At 72.0% G+C, this 17,603-nt stretch carries 15 protein-coding genes; 9 read left to right on the top strand and 6 right to left on the bottom strand.

Features of this window, described 5'->3' with window-relative positions; genetic code table 11:
- Positions 1–86: 86 nt before the first annotated feature.
- Positions 87–668 carry a sigma-70 family RNA polymerase sigma factor gene (locus tag OIE74_RS22075; RefSeq protein WP_329386301.1) on the top strand — a complete coding sequence of 194 codons (582 nt, stop codon included), beginning with the start codon at positions 87–89 and terminating at the stop codon, positions 666–668.
- Positions 665–2,185 carry a maleylpyruvate isomerase N-terminal domain-containing protein gene (locus OIE74_RS22070; protein WP_329386299.1) on the top strand — a complete coding sequence of 507 codons (1,521 nt, stop codon included), beginning with the start codon at positions 665–667 and terminating at the stop codon, positions 2,183–2,185. The genes OIE74_RS22075 and OIE74_RS22070 overlap by 4 nt, the downstream gene beginning before the upstream one ends.
- Before the next feature lie 47 nt (positions 2,186–2,232).
- Here the strand turns inward: OIE74_RS22070 and purU are convergent, their stop codons facing one another.
- Both purU and OIE74_RS22060 read right to left on the bottom strand, forming a co-directional pair.
- A complete protein-coding gene (gene purU, locus OIE74_RS22065; protein WP_329386297.1) occupies positions 2,233–3,132 on the bottom strand; it encodes a formyltetrahydrofolate deformylase in 900 nt (299 codons plus the stop codon).
- 95 nt (positions 3,133–3,227) lie between these two features.
- Positions 3,228–3,674 (bottom strand): SCO4402 family protein, encoded by a 447-nt coding sequence (locus tag OIE74_RS22060; RefSeq protein WP_443076187.1) that lies wholly within the window; start codon positions 3,672–3,674, stop codon positions 3,228–3,230.
- Between the two features lie 175 nt (positions 3,675–3,849).
- Between OIE74_RS22060 and OIE74_RS22055 the strand changes: the two genes are divergently transcribed.
- The 3 genes from OIE74_RS22055 to OIE74_RS22045 all read left to right on the top strand — a co-directional run bounded on the left by OIE74_RS22055 (position 3,850) and on the right by OIE74_RS22045 (position 6,851).
- Positions 3,850–5,151 carry an ABC transporter substrate-binding protein gene (locus OIE74_RS22055; protein ID WP_329386293.1) on the top strand — a complete coding sequence of 434 codons (1,302 nt, stop codon included), beginning with the start codon at positions 3,850–3,852 and terminating at the stop codon, positions 5,149–5,151.
- A 347-nt stretch (positions 5,152–5,498) separates the two neighbouring features.
- Positions 5,499–6,539, top strand: a complete 1,041-nt coding sequence (locus OIE74_RS22050; protein WP_329386291.1) for an alpha/beta hydrolase fold domain-containing protein — start codon at positions 5,499–5,501, stop codon at positions 6,537–6,539.
- A 129-nt stretch (positions 6,540–6,668) separates the two neighbouring features.
- Positions 6,669–6,851 (top strand): hypothetical protein, encoded by a 183-nt coding sequence (locus OIE74_RS22045; protein ID WP_329386289.1) that lies wholly within the window; start codon positions 6,669–6,671, stop codon positions 6,849–6,851.
- 538 nt (positions 6,852–7,389) lie between these two features.
- Here OIE74_RS22045 and OIE74_RS22040 read toward each other — a convergent pair.
- Both OIE74_RS22040 and OIE74_RS22035 read right to left on the bottom strand, forming a co-directional pair.
- Positions 7,390–9,081, bottom strand: coding sequence for a hypothetical protein (locus tag OIE74_RS22040; RefSeq protein WP_329386287.1), 1,692 nt, complete (start codon positions 9,079–9,081; stop codon positions 7,390–7,392).
- A 309-nt stretch (positions 9,082–9,390) separates the two neighbouring features.
- Complete coding sequence (locus OIE74_RS22035; protein WP_329386285.1) at positions 9,391–10,773, bottom strand: transcriptional regulator; 1,383 nt, start codon at positions 10,771–10,773, stop codon at positions 9,391–9,393.
- Positions 10,774–11,094: 321 nt separating this feature from the next.
- Between OIE74_RS22035 and OIE74_RS22030 the strand changes: the two genes are divergently transcribed.
- The 4 genes from OIE74_RS22030 (at position 11,095) to OIE74_RS22015 (ending at position 15,237) form a co-directional block, all read left to right on the top strand.
- Complete coding sequence (locus OIE74_RS22030) at positions 11,095–11,784, top strand: bifunctional DNA primase/polymerase (protein ID WP_443076186.1); 690 nt, start codon at positions 11,095–11,097, stop codon at positions 11,782–11,784.
- Between the two features lie 114 nt (positions 11,785–11,898).
- Positions 11,899–12,804, top strand: coding sequence for an ABC transporter ATP-binding protein (locus OIE74_RS22025; protein WP_443076374.1), 906 nt, complete (start codon positions 11,899–11,901; stop codon positions 12,802–12,804).
- Positions 12,801–14,498: a transporter gene (locus tag OIE74_RS22020; RefSeq protein ID WP_329386280.1), complete on the top strand. Its 1,698-nt coding sequence runs from the start codon at positions 12,801–12,803 to the stop codon at positions 14,496–14,498. Before OIE74_RS22025 ends, OIE74_RS22020 begins: the two co-directional genes overlap by 4 nt.
- Before the next feature lie 328 nt (positions 14,499–14,826).
- Entirely contained in the window at positions 14,827–15,237 is a 411-nt protein-coding gene (locus tag OIE74_RS22015) for a PPOX class F420-dependent oxidoreductase (protein ID WP_329386278.1), read from the top strand.
- 36 nt (positions 15,238–15,273) lie between these two features.
- Here OIE74_RS22015 and OIE74_RS22010 read toward each other — a convergent pair whose 3' ends face one another.
- A complete protein-coding gene (locus tag OIE74_RS22010) occupies positions 15,274–16,137 on the bottom strand; it encodes an alpha/beta fold hydrolase (protein WP_329386276.1) in 864 nt (287 codons plus the stop codon).
- Positions 16,138–16,743: 606 nt separating this feature from the next.
- Positions 16,744–17,439 carry a metal-dependent transcriptional regulator gene (locus tag OIE74_RS22005; RefSeq protein ID WP_329386274.1) on the bottom strand — a complete coding sequence of 232 codons (696 nt, stop codon included), beginning with the start codon at positions 17,437–17,439 and terminating at the stop codon, positions 16,744–16,746.
- Positions 17,440–17,603: the final 164 nt, after the last annotated feature.

Raw genomic sequence — 17,603 nt, 5'->3', positions numbered from 1 at the left:
TTCGATGACACTGGCCAGTACATTCGAAATGGCGGGGTCAGCTCACGGAGTCGGACGACGGAGCGGTCACAGGGGCTGGGGGTCTCATGGCAAAGGACACACCGTCCCGCTGGGACCGCCGGATGCGGCAGCGGCTCGCGCGGGGTGAGGCCGCCGCGCTCGGCGAGCTCTACGACCGCTTCGCCTCGCTCGTGCACAGCCTCGCCCACCGGGTGCTCGACGACGACGAGGCCGCCGACCGGATCACCCGCGAGGTCTTCGGTTACGTGTGGGAGCACCCCGACGCCTTCGACCCCAAGCAGGGCTCGATGCGGTCCTGGATCGCCACGCTCACCCGCCACCAGGCGGTGCACCGGCTGCGCGAACTGGAGACGGCCGCCCGTCAGGCCAGCGGCGAGGGCACCGCGGAGGAGCTGGAACAGAAGATCCGCGAGGCGTCGGCCGCCGCACGCGCCGACTACATCGTCACCTCCATGCCGGCGTCGCTGCGCGCCGCGCTGGACCTCGCGTACTTCCAGCGCCGTGACTACCGGCAGACCGCCGCCGACCTCGGGGTCACCGAGGACGAGGCGCGGCGCCGGCTCCGGCTCGGTCTGCAACTGCTCTCATCGGCGAACACCCGGCCCCTGGAGGGCTCGTCACCGCCCGGCAACGGACGGTCGCTGTGAGCGGGCCGCTCGACGGCGGCCGGGGCCGGGGCAATCCCGACGACCCCGACGACGTGCGCGGCATCCCGCGCATACCCGGCCAGCGCGCCGCCGCGGACGACCTGGAGCCGCCCGCGGCGGACGTACTGCGCCGGGCCGTCGAGGGTGCCGCGCGCGCCGCGCAGAGGGCGAAGGAGAGCCGGGAACGGGAAGAGCCGGATGGGACGAACGAGCCGGATGAGGCCAACGAGGCACACGCGGCGGACGGCACAGGCGACGCGTCGGCGGACGAAGGGGCCAGCGGCGTTACGGGCTCGGCCCCCGGCAGACCGCGCGAGCCGGCCCATCCGCCGGATCCGGCCCGGGAGCGGGACATGACCGGCGGCCGGGGCCCGCAGGGTTCGCCGTCGCCCTGGCCGCCCACGGATCCTGCCGGGCCGCCGCCCTCGCACTCCGTACTGAAATCCCTGCTCGGCGCGTGGGCCCTGGCCGCCTGCTCGCCCGAGGAGACGACCCACGTCGAGAACCACCTCACCGAGTGCGCGCCGTGCGCCGACGAGGCCCTCAAACTCCGAGACGCCGTCGGCCTGTTGCAGACCGACCGCACGCTGGATCTCCCTCCGCTGCTCCGCTCCCGGGTGCTGGAGACCTGTCTCGACCGCCGGGCCGCCCGTATCCCCGTGCCGGTGTGGGCCACCCCGTACGACGCGGAGACCGCCCGGCTCGACGCGCTGCTGCGCGACTTCGGCGACGCGGAGTGGCACGCGCCGCTCCAGCTCAGATGGTTCGAGAAGGAGGAGTTCGTCGCGCGCAGGGCCACGGTCGCCGGGGTCATCGGGCATCTGATGACCGTCGACGGGCTGGTGGCTTCGGCGCTGGGCCTTGAGGATCCGCTGGGCCCGTCGGCACCGCGGTCGCCGACCGACCGGACCGAGGCGTTCTGGCGTACGGCGCATCCGCCGCCCACCCGCACGATCCACGAACCGTGGCGCGACCAGAGCCACGAGCTGCTCAGAACGGTGTCCTTCGCCGGGCGCGGGGTGGCCGAACTCTCCGTCTCGTACGGCGAGTTCGCCCTGCCGTTGCGCGACGCGCTGATCGACAGGGCCTTCGAGTGCTGGATCCACGGATCGGACATCGCCGTGGCGGTGGACTACCCGTATCCGCCGCCGAGCGGCCCGCACTTGCGCGTGATGATCGACCTCGCCGCGCAACTGATCCCGTCCGCCCTCGCGGCCCGCCGCCGGGCGGGCCTGGCGTCACCGGCCCGGCAGCTGGTCGTGCCGGGCTCGCCGGGGCGGTCGCTGCATCTGGAGGTCGAGGGCGCGGGCGGCGGGGACTGGTACATCGCGCTCGACTCACCGGCCGCGGTCGGCACCGCCGAGCACGCGGTGGCCCAAGTGGCGCTGGACGGCGTCGAGTTCTGCCAGTTGGTGGCGGGCCATCTCGCGCCCGAGGAGGCGGCGGCCGGACAGGACGGCGACCGCGAGGCGATCCGCGACGTCCTGTCGGCGGCGGCCTCGCTGAGCCGGCTCTAAGGGCTGTCCCGTAATCCCTGGCGGGCGCGCGGTACTCACGCGTACGGCTACGCGAAGATCACCGTGCGGGTGCCGTTGAGCAGGATGCGGTGTTCGGCGTGCCATTTGACCGCGCGGGCCAGCGCCTGGCACTCCACGTCGCGGCCGATCGCGACCAGCTGCTCCGGGGTGACCTCGTGGCCGACGCGCTCGACCTCCTGCTCGATGATCGGGCCCTCGTCGAGGTCGGCGGTCACATAGTGCGCGGTGGCGCCGATCAGTTTCACACCCCGGGCGTGCGCCTGGTGGTACGGCTTCGCGCCCTTGAAGCTCGGCAGGAAGGAGTGGTGGATGTTGATGATCCGGCCGTTCAGCTGCTTGCACAGGTCCTCGGAGACGACCTGCATGTAGCGGGCGAGGACGACCAGCTCGACGTCCTCGGCGCGGACCAGCTCCAGCAGCTGGGCCTCGGCCGCCGCCTTTGTGTCCTTGGTCACAGGGATGTGGTGGAAGGGGATGTCGTACGAGGCGACCAGCTCGGCGAAATCGGTGTGGTTGGAGACGACGCCGGCGATGTCCACGGGCAGCGCGCCGGTCCGCGACCGGAAGAGCAGGTCGTTCAGGCAGTGGCCGAACTTGCTGACCATCAGGATGATCCGCATCCGGTCCCCGGCGTGGTGGAGCTCCCAGTCCATCCGGAAGGAGTCGCCCACGGCGGCGAAGCTCGCGCGCAGCTTCTCCACGGTCACCGGTGTCTCGGCCGAGAAGTGGACCCGCATGAAGAAGAGACCGCTGTCACGGTCGCCGAACTGCTGACTGTCCTCGATGTTGCATCCGGTCATGAACAGAAAGCTGGACACGGCGTGCACAATGCCCTGTTTGTCCGGGCACGAGAGCGTCAGGACGTACTGGTCGGACAGGGCGGCGGGCCGGTCGGACCCGGCATCGGACTGCTGCGCGGCACTCATGAACCCTGAGGATTCCACACGGGACCGGCACCCGCACGGCCCACCGGAAACCGCCGGGCCGAGCCCACCGCGCGCACCGCGTGCGCCCCCGGGCCTCAGGCGGACTGCGTCAGGATCCGCAGCACGTCCAGCGAGCGCGGCACCGTGTCCGGGTCCTCGCCGTCGTTCACGGCGAGCCTGACATGCGCCTCACGCGCCGCCCGCACGGCCTCCGGCCAGCCGTGGTGCTCCAGATACACCGCGATCGGGGCGTCCGGCCCCACCTGGTGCATGATCCGCAGCACCCGCAGGACGGCGACGTCGACCAGCGCGGCCTCACCGGAGTCACGGAAGATCGTCCCGACGTATTTCTCCGCCGACCAGTTGTCCAGCCAGGTGTCCTCGACCAGCCGGTACACGGCGTCGGTGACGTCGCCGTACCCCTCGCGGCCGGCCAGCCAGTACTCCTGGTGGAAGACGGGATCGGAAAGCATGTGCAGCGCCGAGCGCACGTTGCTGCGCCAGCGCCACCAAGGAATGTCATTGAGCGGCATGCCGCCCATGGTGGAGGAGCGACGGCCACGACGGGAAGAGTTATCCGAACCTTGCTGCACAGCAGCAGATCGTACGGTCAGTCCGGTGGTGACGATATTCGCCCCCTGTAATTCACCTCGTGGTCATGTGTGGTTGAACAAGCCCCACCTGGCAGTTACCCACAGGCCGGAAGTGTGCGGATACATGACCGGTAGGCAGCAGCGCTCGTCCTTCCCTCACAACTTCCGCCGGAATCCCGTGGTCCGCGCCTTGTGCACGGTGGCGGCCGGGACGTCGGTGGTCACCGGATGTGGCGTGCTCCCTGGTGACCCGGGGGGCTCCAGGGAGCCCGTCACGGTCATGACATGGGCGCCCGAGGGCACCGGCGCGACGAACATGCCCGGCATGCCCGCCATGGCCAAGGCGTACGCGCGGTGGGTCAACGAGGCCGGCGGCATCGACGGCCACGAGCTGCGCGTGCTGACCTGCAACGAGCGCAACACCTCGGCGGGCGCGGCCGACTGCGCGCGTCTGGCCGCCGACAAGGACGTGACGGCCGTCGTCGGCTCGTACAGCCAGCACGGCAACGCCTTCATGGCGCCCCTGGAGGCGGCCGGCATCCCGTACCTCGGCGGCTACGGCATAACCGAGCGCGAATTCAGCAGCTTCGTCTCCTACCCGGTCAACGGCGGCCAGGCAGCGCTGCTGGCCGGGAACGGCCTCCAGCTGGGCGGGGAGTGCGGCCGGGTCTCCATCGTGCGGCCCGACACGATCACCGGTGACGCGATGCCGGAGCTGCTCAACTCGGGCCTCAGCAAAGAGAAGGACAAGGGCGACGGGGACGGCGAGAAGGCGACGGACGTCCGCGCCGCCGAGGACGCCACCGACTACACCGCCTCGGCCGAGAAGGCCCGCGAGAACGCGGCCGACGGCTGCGTCACCGCGGTGCTCGGCGACCGTACGGAAACGTTCTTCGACTCCTACCGGCGCCTGCCCGACGACGGCGGCAACGTCCGCATCTCCTCGGTGCTCGGCAGCGTCGGCCAGCCGCTGGTGGACCGCACGGGCGGCGCGAAGGGCCTCTTCGAGGGCGCGTACGTCACGGGCTGGTACCCGCAGGCCTCCGACCCGGCCTGGGAGCCGATGCGCGACGTGCTCCAGAAGCACGCCTTCGGCGACGCGAGCATCGACCCTTCGGACCCGGGCGTCCAGACCACCTGGATCGCCTACACCGCGCTCAGGTCGGTCATCGAGTCGATCGACCGCGACACGATCTCCTCGGCGACGCTCGCACACGCGCTGGACACGGGCGCGAAGGTCGACACGGGCGGCCTCACACCCCCACTGCGCTGGCGCTACGAGGACATGCTGGGCCTCCCGGGCTTCCCCCGCATCGTGAACAGCGAGGTCACCTTCCAGGTGGTCCGCGACGGCCAACTGGTGGCCCTGAAGGACGGCTTCGTGGACGTCCGGGGCACCCTGAGCGACGCGGACACGAGGGCGTAAGCCGCCGGTGGGGCGGCGCGTCAGTCTCCGGGAATGGTTGATTTCTCCCCGGGGCAGGCTCGTCTCGCTCCGCTCGGCAGGGTGGTCGACGTGCTGTGGGTGGGTACGGCAGGCGGGCTGGCTCTGGCCGATGTGGTGATCTCCCGCAGCGGGGTTGCGGGTGGTGGAGAACTGGAACTCCGCGAACAAGGACCTCTTCTACGGCCTCCGGATGGCGTTCGCGTAGGCGCCCGTCGGAGAGTATGCGTCCGCCGCCCTCGGGCCGGTCGTGGACAGGCGCTGTCAAGTAAGCTGCCGGAGCGGATGGTTGCCCGGACAGAGCCGTCCCGCCCGGCAGAAGGAGCGTCATGGGTGTCAATGGCTCGTCGCCAGCGGCCGACTCCGCTGCGGAGGGTGCTCCGGCACCTCCCTTCGATGCCGAACTGGGCGCCGCGCTGTCGGCCAAGGGACTCGGGGCGTCCTCGGCGAGGGTGCCGTTGACCGCTGACAACCTTGTGGCCAGGCAGGAGCGCGATGCCGCTGCCCGGCCGAGGCCGACGCTCTCGGACCTGCGGGCCGAGGGCAGCTTCGAGGTCGAGGAACTCCGTGTGCCGGGCCGGCGTGGCGAGCCGGACGTCACCCTGGTGAGCGCCCGGCCGGCCGGGCTCACCGGGCCGCTTCCGCTGCTGTATTACCTGCACGGCGGAGGAATGGTCATGGGGAACGCGTGGTCCGTGCTTCCGCGGCTGCTGGTTGACTGGGCTCTCCCGCTGGGGCTGGCCGTCATCTCCGTCGAGTACCGGCTGGCACCGCGGTCGCGGTATCCCGCGCAGTTGGAGGACTGCTACTCCGGACTGGTCTGGGCCGTCGAGAACGCGCATGCGCTGGGCGTCGACGCCCAGCGAGTCATCATCGGGGGCAAGAGCGCCGGCGGCGGGCTCGCCGCGGCGCTCGCTCTGCTGGTCCGTGACCGGGGCGGCCCGGAGCCGATCGGGCAACTCCTCCTGTGTCCCATGCTCGACGACCGCGGCACCACCTTCTCCAGCCACCAGCTGAACGGCATCGGCACCGGGGACCGGGTCTCCAGCGCGACCATGTGGCAGGCGCTGCTGGGTGACGCGTACGGCACCGCGGACGTGCCGCCCTACGCCGCTCCCGCTCGCGCCACGGACCTGTCCGGCCTTCCCCCCGCCTACCTGGACGTCGGGTCGGCCGAGATGTTCAGGGACGAGGACATCGCCTACGCGAACGCCATCTGGCAAGCCGGAGGCCAGGCGGAACTGCACGTCTGGCCCGGCGCCTTCCACGGCTTCGACACCTTCGCACCCCAGGCGGCCCTCAGCCTGGACGCACGCGACACCCGCCTCCGCTGGCTCCGCCGGGTCCTCCGCCGGAGTGCGACCCACTGACGTTCTCTCGGCGTGGCCGCCGGTGGCCGCCACGTAGTACCAGCCGGAAAGCCGCGATCGCCCTTGCCCCGGCGGAACCGCCGTACCGGCGGTATGTCCTCGAAACGGACACGCCGCCCGGCACCCTGCGTGGCGCGCCGGGGCACTCTGCTCGCCCGCGCGGAGAACACTGTCACCTCGATCGCGAAGCTCCTCGGCGTCTCCAGGAACACGATCCACACCTACGTGCCCGAGCTGAAGGGCGGTCGCCTCGGACTCGCCGAGGCGACCAATACGCCGGAACTGCCCCGACCTGCCAGGTCCGAGGACTGATCACCGCCGGTTCTCACCGGCACCCCCACTCGCCGGACACGGCATCCCACGGGACAAGATCTTCGCCGAGAAGATCAGTACCCGGGTCCGGGTCCGCCCGCGGTTCGAGGCCGCGCCGGCCGCCGCGAGGGAAATCAAGGCACACGCCCCGCACTTCTGGCGCGCCCGAGGCTCCGACCGCGGACCGCCGTCGAGCAGGGTGCGGACCCAGGATTCGGCGTCGCGACGGATGCCCGGGGTACCTTCGTGAACCTTGCGGTCAAGCCACCGGTCGACCGCTGAGGCACGGTCGTCGGTGAACAGGCCGAGACGAACGAGGACTTCGGCAGTCCGCACGACCGGAACTCCGCTTCAAGAATCGTGAAGTTACGTCATCGGCTCGAAGAACACTCCCAGGAGACAGAACACCCTGGCCACAGGGACAAGGACTCAGCAGGGCTCAGGGAAACTCGCGGGATGTCGCACACACAGACCCACGCGAGAGCGGAAAGCGAGCCCGGGCCCCCCGTTCCCTTTGGACAGGGGATCCCGCGCGCTGTCACAGTTCCGTCGGGGCGCGTTCCGTGAGGCCGTACTTGGACGCGATGCCGTTCCAGAGGCCCGATGCCTTCTGTTTGGCCGCCGTCGCCTCGCCGCTCGCACGGTTGCCCTCGGCCGCCGCCTTTGTGGTGCGGGCCTTGCCGCCGCGGCAGCCCTTCTTCGTCTTCGCCTCGGTCGCCCACGTCGCGTAGTGGTCGTCCGCCGAGGCGGAGGCCTGCCAGGCATTGGTCAGCGAGTTCGAGAGCCGGGCGTGCTGCGGCAGTTTGTCGAGGGTCAGTTCCTTGAGGCGGGAGACCAGGTCGCGGCGCTGGTCGGCCGCGTCCTGGAGGTCGGTGACCGCCTGGTCCAGGTTCTTGCAGCTCTTGATGGAGTCGACCGCGCTGATCACCGCCGACCGGCTGTCGTTGCTCTCGGCGAGGAGCTTGTCGAGCTCCTCGGCCTGGGGCTTGGCCGGGTCCTCCTCGGCCGGGTCGCCGCCCTGGCCCGAGGGTGAGGACTCCGACGACACGGTCTGGTTCTTGTCCTGCTTCTCGGAGTCGTCGCCGCTCATCAGCCAGCCGGCGCCGAGGCCGAGCACCGCGCAGCCGACGACCACGGCGGCGATCAGCGGGACCGGTGAGGACTTGCGGCGCCCTGCGGCCCGGCCCTGCGGGCCCGACGGCTGCTGCGGGGCGCCCTGCTGCGCGTACGGGGGCGGGGTGGCGCCGTAGCCCTGCTGTCCGTGGGGCTGCTGGGTGCGGGCCTGCCCGCCGCGCCTGCGGCCGGTGCCCGCGCCGGGGTCGATCTGCGGCAGTTGCTGGGTCTCGTCCGGCACGGCGCCGCCCCCGCCGGGGGCCTCCGTACGGAAGAGGCTGTCGAACTCGGCGGGCGGCTGGCGGTCGCCGGGGGCGCCGGGCCGGATGCCGTACGGGGCGCCCTGGGGCGCGGCCGGGATCTCGTTCGGGTCCCCCGCGGGGACGGGCGCGATGAACTGCGTGGCGTCCGCGTCCGAGGTGCCCTGCGCGGGCGGGCCCGGCTGGACGGTGCCGAGGTACTGGGTGGACTCGGCCGGGCGCTCGGGCGGCAGCCCGCCCGGGGTCTGGCCCTGCTGGTACGACGGCACCGGCGGTATGTACTGCGTGGCGTCGGCGGGCCCGGCCGCGGCAGGCACCGGCGGTATGTACTGCGTCGCGTCCGCGCTGCCGCCGGGGGGCGCCTCGGCGGGCAGCGGCTGCGCGCCGTACACACCGGCCATCGGCGGCCCGTAGGACTGCGGCGGCTCCTGGTGCGGCGGCAGCGCCTGCGGCAGCGGCCCCGGGTGGGCGGGCGGCAGGGGCTGCTGGTGCTGCGGCGGCTGGTAGGACTGCTGCTGAGGAGGCTGGTAGTGCTGCTGGAGCGACTCGGGCTGCTGCGGGTAGCCGTAGCCCCCGTCCGCGCCCCCGCCTCCGCCTCCGTACGACCCGTAGGCGCCCGGGTCCTGCTGCGGGGGCAGTTGACCCTCCAGCTCCGGCTGCGGCTGTGGCGCACCCGGCCCCCAGGGCTGCCCCCACGGCTGCCCGCCCGCCGGGGCCGTCTGGTCGGCCGGGGCGGACTGGTCCGCCGGGGCCCCGGGGATCAAGGGGGGACCGCCGTCGGCGGGCAGCACGATGCCTTCGTGCGCGGGCCGAGAGGCAGGCAACTGCGACTCGTCCCTTTGTCCGCTTTGCGTCACCGGGACTCCTAGTGTGGACCTACGGAATCGTCAGTTCACGCTACCGGGTGTTTCAGCGGCCCTGCCACGCGCCTGGAACCAGTCACCAACCGCCTGTTCAAGACACCTTCCGACGATGCGGGTCAATCGGACACCCGCGTCCCGCCGGCCCCGCGACCGGTCTCATCCCTCATCCGCCCCGGTCACGGAGCCGCACTCGGGTCGCGCCCCGCCCCACCGGCCACCGCGCCAACTCCGCGCCGTGGCCGCACGACCACCGACCGCAGCACCCCCGCCCCTGCCCCCGGCGGAAGTTGTAGCAAAGCCGTGTCACGCGGCCTGCGTCTCCAGCCGGGCGCTGAACTCCCGTACGGCGGGCTCCGAGCCGTACGGCTCCAACCGCTGCTGGAGATCGTCCAGATACTCCGCTCCCCTGCTGGAGCGCAGCGTGCCGAGCAGCTCCGCCGCGCGCGTGCCCGTACGGCACGCCTCCTCCACCTCGCGCTGCTGCACCTGCGCCGTGGCCAGCAGGACGAGGCCGATCGCCCGCCGCCTGGAGCGGGTCTCGGGATGACCCGTCAGCGAGTCGGAGGCGTGGCGCGCCGCCGCATCGGGCTCCCCCAGATCGCGGTAGCAGTGGGCCAGCTCGTCGGCCAGATAGGCGTGGTCGAAGTGCGCGATCCACGCCGGGTCGTCGTCCTGCTCCGGATCCGCCTGCTCCAGCGCGGTGAGCGCCCGGCCCGCGACCGCGTGACACTGGCTCGCGTCGCCCAGCAGCGCGTGCCCCCGCGCCTCGGCGGCCAGGAACATGGCCTGCGCCCTCGGGGTGACGTGCCCGCGCGCGCCCTCCTGCGCGGCCCGCGCCAACTGGGCGATCTCGCGCGGGTTTCCGAGCTGGGCCGCGAGATGGCTCATGGACGCGGCCAGCACATAGCCGCCGTATCCCCGGTCCCCCGCGGCCTGCGCGAGCCGCAGCGCCTGGATGTAGTACCGCTGGGCGAGCCCCGGCTGACCCGTGTCCACCGCCATGTACCCCGCGAGCTCGGTGAGCCGGGCGACGTCGGCGAAGAGCCTGCGGCCGACCGATTCCCGGTACGACCCCGAGAGCAGGCCCGACACCACGCTGTTCAGATAGTGCACGACGACCGGGCGGACATGGCCGCTGCCGAAGCGGTGGTCCAGGTCGACCAGCGCCTCGGTCATGGCGGCGACCGCCGCGACGTCCGAATCCCCCACCCGCGCACCGGTGTTGCGGGCCACGGACGCGTCCGCGCCCGTGATCAGCCAGTCCCTGCTCGGCTCGACGAGGGCGGAGGAGGCCACCGCCGATCCGGAGAGGAAGTCACGCCGGCCCACGTCGCTGCGCCACAACTCGCAGACCTGCTCGATCGCGCCGACGACCGTCGGCGAGAACTGGAGGCCGATGCCGGAGGCGAGATTCTTGCCGTTGGCCATCCCCAGCTCGTCGATGGTGACCGTACGCCCCAGCTTGCGGCCCAGCGCCTCGGCGATGATCCCCGGGGCCCGGCCGCGCGGCTGCTGCCCGCGCAGCCAGCGCGCCACGGACGTCTTGTCGTAGCGGAGGTCGAGACCGCGCTCGATCCCGACCATGTTGACCCGCCGGGCGAGACCGGCGTTGGAACAGGCGGCTTCCTGGATGAGTGTTTGCAACCGTTCGTTCGGCTGACGGGCGACGAGAGGCCTGGCTGCCAATGGATACCCCCTGTGGCCGCAGTGATCGACAGAGTGATCACTGCCCGGCAGATCTGCCGTGAATGCGTGCGATGGTCGAAATCAGCAATCTTCGGTAACTTCTCGGAAACGCCGCCCGCTTGGCGTCGAGGTGTGCGTGACTCAACCTCGGGCCTCCCAAAGGGCAACCCCCGGTCACCAATTGTGGTTACCCATCCACGTGGCGCAACCTCTTACGCGCCCCCGTCCATGCCTCAGTGCGCCCCACGTGCAGGATCGATGCTCCTGCGCGACGGTTGCCGGCGCCCGTAACCCCAGGTCCGGGCGGGAGTTGTGCTCTCCGTGGACAAGACCATCGGAGTGACGGGCGTCGCGGACGCCGCGCAGATCCCCAAGCAGCGGGGCGACCTGCTGCTGGACACCGCCGTACGGTACGCGGAGGAACGGCACTGGGACGTGTTCCCCGGCACCTGGCTGGAGGCGGTCGACGGCAGGGAACGGTGCTCGTGCGACCGCGCCGACTGCCCGGCCCCCGGGGCGCATCCCACGCGGCCGGACTGGGCGGCCCAGGCGACGGGCAGCGGGGTCGCCGCGCGCCGGCTCTGGTCGAAACAGCCCGGCGCGTCGATCCTGCTGCCGACGGGCCGTACGTTCGACGCCCTGGACGTGCCGGAGTCGGCGGGGTTCCTGGCGCTCGCGCGGATGGAGCGGATGGGGATGACGCTCGGCCCGGTCACCTGCACCCCGGACCGCCGGATGGTCTTCTTCGTCCTGCCGGGCGGCTCGCTGAAGGTGGGCGGCCTCGTGAAGAAGCTGGGCTGGTCGGCGTCGGCGATCGATCTGGTGCCCCTGGGTGAGGCGCGGTACGTGGCGGCGCCGCCCACCCGCGTCGGCGGCTCCGGCGCGGTGCAGTGGGCCCGGCGGCCGACTCCGGCCAACCGCTGGCTGCCGGACGTGGAGGAGCTGATCAGCCCGCTGGCGTACGCGTGCGGCCGGGACGCGGCGGCGGCCAGGGCCGGTCGTCCGGCCTGATCCCCTCCGTCCCTGAGATCTGTCCCTGAGTTTGTCCCTGAGGGGCCGCAGGGGAGCGGTCTTATGGTGGGTCTTCTCGACACCACGAAAAGGAACACCGAAGGGCAGTGCGGCATGCCGGAACACGTACCGGACCGAGCGGCGGAGCGGACAGGACGGACGGAGCGGGTGGTGCCGCCGGCTGCGGGCGCGGCGGACGCGGTGGGCTCGGAAGGCGGGGCGGGCGGGGCGCGTACGGCGGGTGCGGCGACGCCGCCTCCCGCCGTACGCGTGGAGGGGCTGTGGAAGCGCTTCGGCGAGCAGGTCGCCGTCGCCGGGATCGATCTCGATCTGCCCGCCGGCCAGTTCGTGGGTCTCGTCGGCCCGAACGGCGCGGGCAAGACGACCACGCTCTCCATGGTGACCGGCCTGCTGCGGCCGGACATGGGCCGGGTCCAGGTCGCCGGGCACGACGTCTGGGGCGACCCGGCGGCGGTCAAGGCGCGGATCGGCGTACTGCCCGAGGGGCTGCGGCTCTTCGAGCGGCTGTCCGGGCGCGAACTCCTCGGATACACCGGCCGGCTGCGGGGGCTGCCCGGTGACGAGGTCGACAAGCGCGCCACGCAGCTCCTGGGCGTACTGGACCTGGCGGACTCTCAGCACAAGCTCGTCGTGGACTACTCGACCGGTATGCGCAAGAAGATCGGGCTGGCGGCGGCGCTGCTGCACAACCCCGAAGTCCTCTTCCTGGACGAGCCGTTCGAGGGCGTCGACCCGGTGTCGGCGCAGACGATCCGCGGCGTGCTGGAGCGCTACACCGAGTCCGGCGCGACCGTCGTCTTCTCCAGCCATGTGATGGAGCTGGTCGAGTCGCTGTGCGACTGGGTCGCGGTGATGGCCGCGGGCCGTATCCGCGCGCAGGGGACCCTCGCGGAGGTACGGGGCGACGCGCCGTCGCTCCAGAACGCGTTCCTCGAACTGGTCGGCGCGCAGGGGCGGGACACCGGCGAGTCCCTGGACTGGCTGGGCGGTGCCCGATGAGCGCCGCCGCCGCTGACAGCGCGGGGCTGTCGGAAGCGGCGGGTCCGGCCGGATCAGCCGGTCCCGTCGGTTCCGGTACGACGCCGGTCGTCACCCTGGGGACCCGCGCGCTCGCGCCCGTCTTCGTACGGCTGAAGCTGTCGCTGCTGCGCAACGGGCTGCGCCAGTCATCGGGCCGTACCGCCGCGTACGTCGTCTCCGTCGTCTTCGCCCTCCTCATCGCCGCAGGCCAGTTGCTCGGCCTGATCCTGCTGCGCGGGAACGACGGCGCGGCCACCCTCGTCGTCGTACTGACCGCGCTGGTGGCCCTGGGCTGGGCGATGCTGCCGCTGTTCTTCCCCAGCGGCGACGAGACGCTCGACCCGAGCCGGCTCGTGATGCTGCCGCTGCGGCCCCAGTCGCTGATCGGCGCGCTGCTGGCCGCGTCCCTGGTGGGGATCGGGCCGCTGTTCACGCTCTGCCTGGTGCTCGGCTCGGCCATCGCCGTCGGGCACGGCGCGGGCGCGGTGGTGGTGTCGGTGCTCGCCGTACCGCTGGCCCTGCTGGTGTGCGTGGCGCTGTCGCGCGCCGTGGCAGCGGCGAACATCCGGCTGCTGACGTCACGCAAGGGGCGGGATCTGGCGGTGCTGAGCGGTCTGGTGATCGCGGTCGGTATCCAGTTCGTCAACTTCGGTGTCCAGCGGCTCAACGAGGCGGGCGGGCTGTCGGCGCTCGACCCGGTGGCGGACGTCCTGCGGTGGGTGCCGCCCGCGTCGGCGATCGGCGCGGTGGACTCGGTGAGCGAGGGCGCGTACGGGCTTGCGGTGCCCCAACTGCTGCTGTCGCTCGCCGCGTTGGCCGCGCTCCTGTACTGGTGGCGCCGCTCGCTGGTGAAGCTGATGACCGCCCCGGACGGCTCGACGATCGCGGCGGCTTCCGGCCCGGCCCGCAAGGAGTCCGCGTCCGGGCCGCTCAGCAGGCTGCTGCCCGCGGGACGTACGGGCACGGTGATGCAGCGCAGCCTGCGGTACGTGTGGCGCGACCCCAAGACCAAGGCGGCGTGGGTCACTTCGCTGGCGGTCGGCCTGATCGTGCCGCTGGTGAACGCCCTCCAGGGCAACGGCTCGATCTATCTCGCCTGCTTCGCGGCGGGGATGCTCGGGGTCCAGATGTACAACCAGTTCGGGCAGGACACCTCCGCGTTCTGGATGGTGGCCCTGACGATTTCCTCGACGCGCGACGCGTATCTGGAACTACGGGCACGGGCCTTCGCCCTGCTGGTGATCACGCTGCCGTACTCGGCACTGGTGACGATCCTGACGGCCGGGCTGCTGGGCGACTGGCAGGCGCTGCCGGAGGCACTGGGGCTGTCCTTCGCGCTGCTCGGCGCGATGATGGCGACGGGGGCGGTGGCGTCGGCGCGGTTCCCGTACTCGATCCCGCAGGACAGCGCGTACAAGAACGTCGCCCCCGGCCAGGCCGGGCTCGCGTGGATCTCCATCCTCGGCGGCATGCTGGGCGGCGCACTGCTGTGCGCACCGGTGATCGGCCTCTCGATCGCCCTGCACGCGTCGGGCGCGAACGGCTGGACGTGGCTGGTGCTTCCGGTGGGCACGGCGTACGGCACGCTGATCGCCTGGGCGGGAGTCCGCCTGGCGGCACCCCGCACGGCATCGACGCTGCCGGAAATCCTGACGGCGGTGAGCAAGGGCTGAGGGGGCTCGCCTGGGTCCTGTCCGGCGTACCTGCGCGGATGAGCCCTCGGCGCCTGGGGCGTGTCTTCAAAGTCCCGCTTGGCACGCGACGCCCGGCACGGCGCGCTTCGTGCGCGCCAGGCGCCGCGTGCGGGGCGGGACTTGGCGGGTACGACCGGGGGCGTGCCGCCAAGTCGCCCCACCGACAGGCGGGCGGGGCCTGCGGGACCGGTGCGTGCGGCCGCGCGGCCGGTGACGGCCGGGGGCGACCCCGCGGCACGGCCCCGCGTCGTACCGCCGAGCCGACCGGGCCCGCGAAGATCCGCCGGACAGGACCTAAGCTCGCCGCATGACTGTGATACTCAGCGCCGCCGCCCGGAAGCTCCTCGACGGCCGTAACCCCGCCGTCCTTTCCACCGTCAACCCGGACGGCAGCCCCCAGTCCTCCGTGGTCTGGGTCGGTATCGACGGGGACGATCTGGTCATCTCCTCGCAGGCCGGGCGGCGCAAGGTGACGAACCTGGCCGGTGAACCCCGGGTCAGCCTCAGCGTGTTCGACCCGGCCGACTCGCAGATCTACGTCGAGGTACGCGGCACGGCCACCGTCACCGAGGACGCCGGCAGGCGGACGGCCGTCGCGCTCGCCGAGAAGTACGAGGGGCCCGGCGCCGGGCAGGAGTATCTGGACCTCCCGCCCGAGGCCGTACGCGTCACGATCCGGATCACCCCGCAACGGCTCACCGGCAGCGCGGCGGTCTGAGCCGAAACGATTCAGACCGGCCGCCGAAGAAACGCGCTACGGCGTCAACGCACCGTCCAGGAACGGCTCTATCGCCGCGCGCCAGGCCTCCGGCTTGTCGTAGTGCACGAGATGCCCGGCGTCGTCCACCTCCGCGTACTCCCCTCGCGGCAGGACCCGCACCATCTCCTGCGCCTCCGCGCGGCCCAACTCGCCGTCCAGGCCCCGCACGACCAGCGTGGGGCAGCGGACCTGCGCCAGCTCCTCCCAGTGCGCGTCGTAGACCCACGTAGCGCGTGAGGTGAGCATCTGACGGCGGGAGAAGACCGGCCACCAGCCGTCGGCGCGCTCGGTCATCACCTCCGCGAAGAACTCGCCGCGGCCCGGATTCGGCCCCTCCAGCCAGGGGTCGTCCTCGCCGAACCACTTCCGTACGTCGGCGAGCGTCTTGAACGGGAGGGGCCAGGCGCGGAACCAGTCGTCCCACAGGCGCTGCGAAGCCGCCCCCAGCGCGGACGCCCGCATGTCACTGATGACCAGCGCCCCGACCAGGTCGGGCCGCTTCGCGGCGAGTTGCCACGCGGTCAGCGCGCCCATGGCGTGGCCGACAAGGGTGACGGGCGCGAGGCCGAGCTGTTCGATCACCGCCTCGGCGTCCGACACGTACGCCTCGCGGGTGTACGACGCGTCGGGGGGCTTCGCGCTGAGGCCGTGGCCCCGCTGGTCGAGCGCGACGACCCGATGGCGCCCGGACAGCCAGCGCGCGGTGGCCGCCCAGTGCGAGGCGCGGCCCATCAGGCCGTGGAGCAGCAGCACACCCGGGGTGGCCCCGGTCTCGGCCCGCTCCTCGGGCTGGTCGGTGAACTCCCAGGCTGCGAGCCGCAGCCCGTCGAATCCGCTCACATCGATGCGCTGCACCATGTGTCCTGGCACCCCCTTCGGTCCTGAGTGGTCGAGTCCGATGGCACCGGCCCGATTCCGTGCCGTTCGGTCATGCGGCTCCCAGACTATCGAACTCCTATTCGAAAACCTGGCCGCCGCACCCAACACCGCTCGTTCGAGTGACCGTGGTCAACGGTTGTCCAGAGCGGCGGAGGGGAGATTTCCTGCGGGAGGCGGACCACTCGGGGATGAGGGTCCGTGGGGACCGACCCCGGGAGCTCGGGGCTCCGGGTCGGAAGCGGGGAGGACAGGCCCCGGCGCCTCAGGGCGCCGGGGCCCTTGCCGTACGGATCCCCGGCGGCGGGCGCGACAGGCCCGCGACAGACACAGCGGCGACAACAGGCACAGCGACAGGCGTCAGGCGCACAGCCCCGCTCCCTCCTCGGCCACGGGCCACGCTCCGCGACCGCTGCCCTCAGGTCATATGCCCCCGGGCAAGCCTGGCACGCGAATCGCCCGCCCGCTGCCATTCCGCCGGGAATTCGTATTCTCCGTCGCCGAAGGAATACTCTCCGCAGCCGTGCCCGGGTGCCAAGAACTCGGCCCCGGGGACCCGGGACCGAGGTCAGGATCCCCGGAGGGAAGTCAGCGCTTGGCGACGAAGACGTGCGAGGCGACCTCGGAGTCCAGCTCCGCCGCCTCTCCGCTGCTGCCCACGAGCACCCCGCCGACCGGCGACTCGGTCACGCTCACCACGGAGCCGGGCTGCACGCCCGCCCGTCGCAGCGTGTACATCAGCTGTGCGTCCGTCTGGATCGGCTCGCCGATCCGCCGCACCACGACCGTCTTGCCCTCGGCGCCCGGGTCCAGCTCGGCCAGGCTCACCATGCCCTCGTCGAGGAAGGGGTCGGCCCCGGCGTGCTCGCCCAGCTCCTCCAGGCCCGGGATCGGGTTCCCGTACGGCGACTCCGTCGGGTGCCGCAGCAGCTCCACGACCCGGCGCTCGACCGCCTCGCTCATCACGTGCTCCCAGCGGCAGGCCTCCGCGTGCACCTGCTCCCACTCCAGGCCGATCACGTCAACGAGCAGACACTCGGCGAGGCGGTGCTTGCGCATCACGCGCGTCGCCAGCCGGCGCCCCTCCTCCGTCAGCTCCAGATGCCGGTCGCCCGCGACCTGCACCAGCCCGTCCCGCTCCATACGCGCCACGGTCTGGCTGACCGTCGGCCCGCTCTGATCCAGCCGCTCCGCGATCCGGGCGCGCATGGGGACCACACCTTCCTCTTCCAGTTCGAGGATGGTGCGGAGATACATCTCCGTCGTGTCGATCAGTCCGGACATACGTGCCCCTCGATGCTGTGACATGAAAACAACCGTGCGCAGGCCCCGTGCTCAATTCTGACGCATCGCACCGACAACCGTGCCGTGCGGGAAGCCGCCGAAGGCGAAGCCGTATTGACACGGTAAAGGTCCAGACCGCAACGTGATCCGCGGCACAGGCATTC

This window comes from Streptomyces sp. NBC_01716 (assembly GCF_036248275.1).
Classification (GTDB): Bacteria; Actinomycetota; Actinomycetes; order Streptomycetales; family Streptomycetaceae; genus Streptomyces.
The sequence above is the reverse complement of the archived record's forward strand: the minus strand, read 5'-3'. Positions and strand labels throughout refer to the sequence as shown.

Excerpts from the sequence above, each read along its gene's own strand:
- OIE74_RS22075 (WP_329386301.1), top strand. The coding sequence starts at position 87 with ATGGCAAAGGACACACCGTCCCGCTGGGACCGCCGGATGCGGCAGCGG.
- purU (WP_329386297.1), bottom strand. The coding sequence starts at position 3,132 with ATGAGTGCCGCGCAGCAGTCCGATGCCGGGTCCGACCGGCCCGCCGCC.
- OIE74_RS22060 (WP_443076187.1), bottom strand. The coding sequence starts at position 3,674 with ATGGGCGGCATGCCGCTCAATGACATTCCTTGGTGGCGCTGGCGCAGC.
- OIE74_RS22055 (WP_329386293.1), top strand. The coding sequence starts at position 3,850 with ATGACCGGTAGGCAGCAGCGCTCGTCCTTCCCTCACAACTTCCGCCGG.
- OIE74_RS22050 (WP_329386291.1), top strand. The coding sequence starts at position 5,499 with ATGGGTGTCAATGGCTCGTCGCCAGCGGCCGACTCCGCTGCGGAGGGT.
- OIE74_RS22025 (WP_443076374.1), top strand. The coding sequence starts at position 11,899 with ATGCCGGAACACGTACCGGACCGAGCGGCGGAGCGGACAGGACGGACG.
- OIE74_RS22020 (WP_329386280.1), top strand. The coding sequence starts at position 12,801 with ATGAGCGCCGCCGCCGCTGACAGCGCGGGGCTGTCGGAAGCGGCGGGT.
- OIE74_RS22015 (WP_329386278.1), top strand. The coding sequence starts at position 14,827 with ATGACTGTGATACTCAGCGCCGCCGCCCGGAAGCTCCTCGACGGCCGT.
- OIE74_RS22010 (WP_329386276.1), bottom strand. The coding sequence starts at position 16,137 with ATGGTGCAGCGCATCGATGTGAGCGGATTCGACGGGCTGCGGCTCGCA.
- OIE74_RS22005 (WP_329386274.1), bottom strand. The coding sequence starts at position 17,439 with ATGTCCGGACTGATCGACACGACGGAGATGTATCTCCGCACCATCCTC.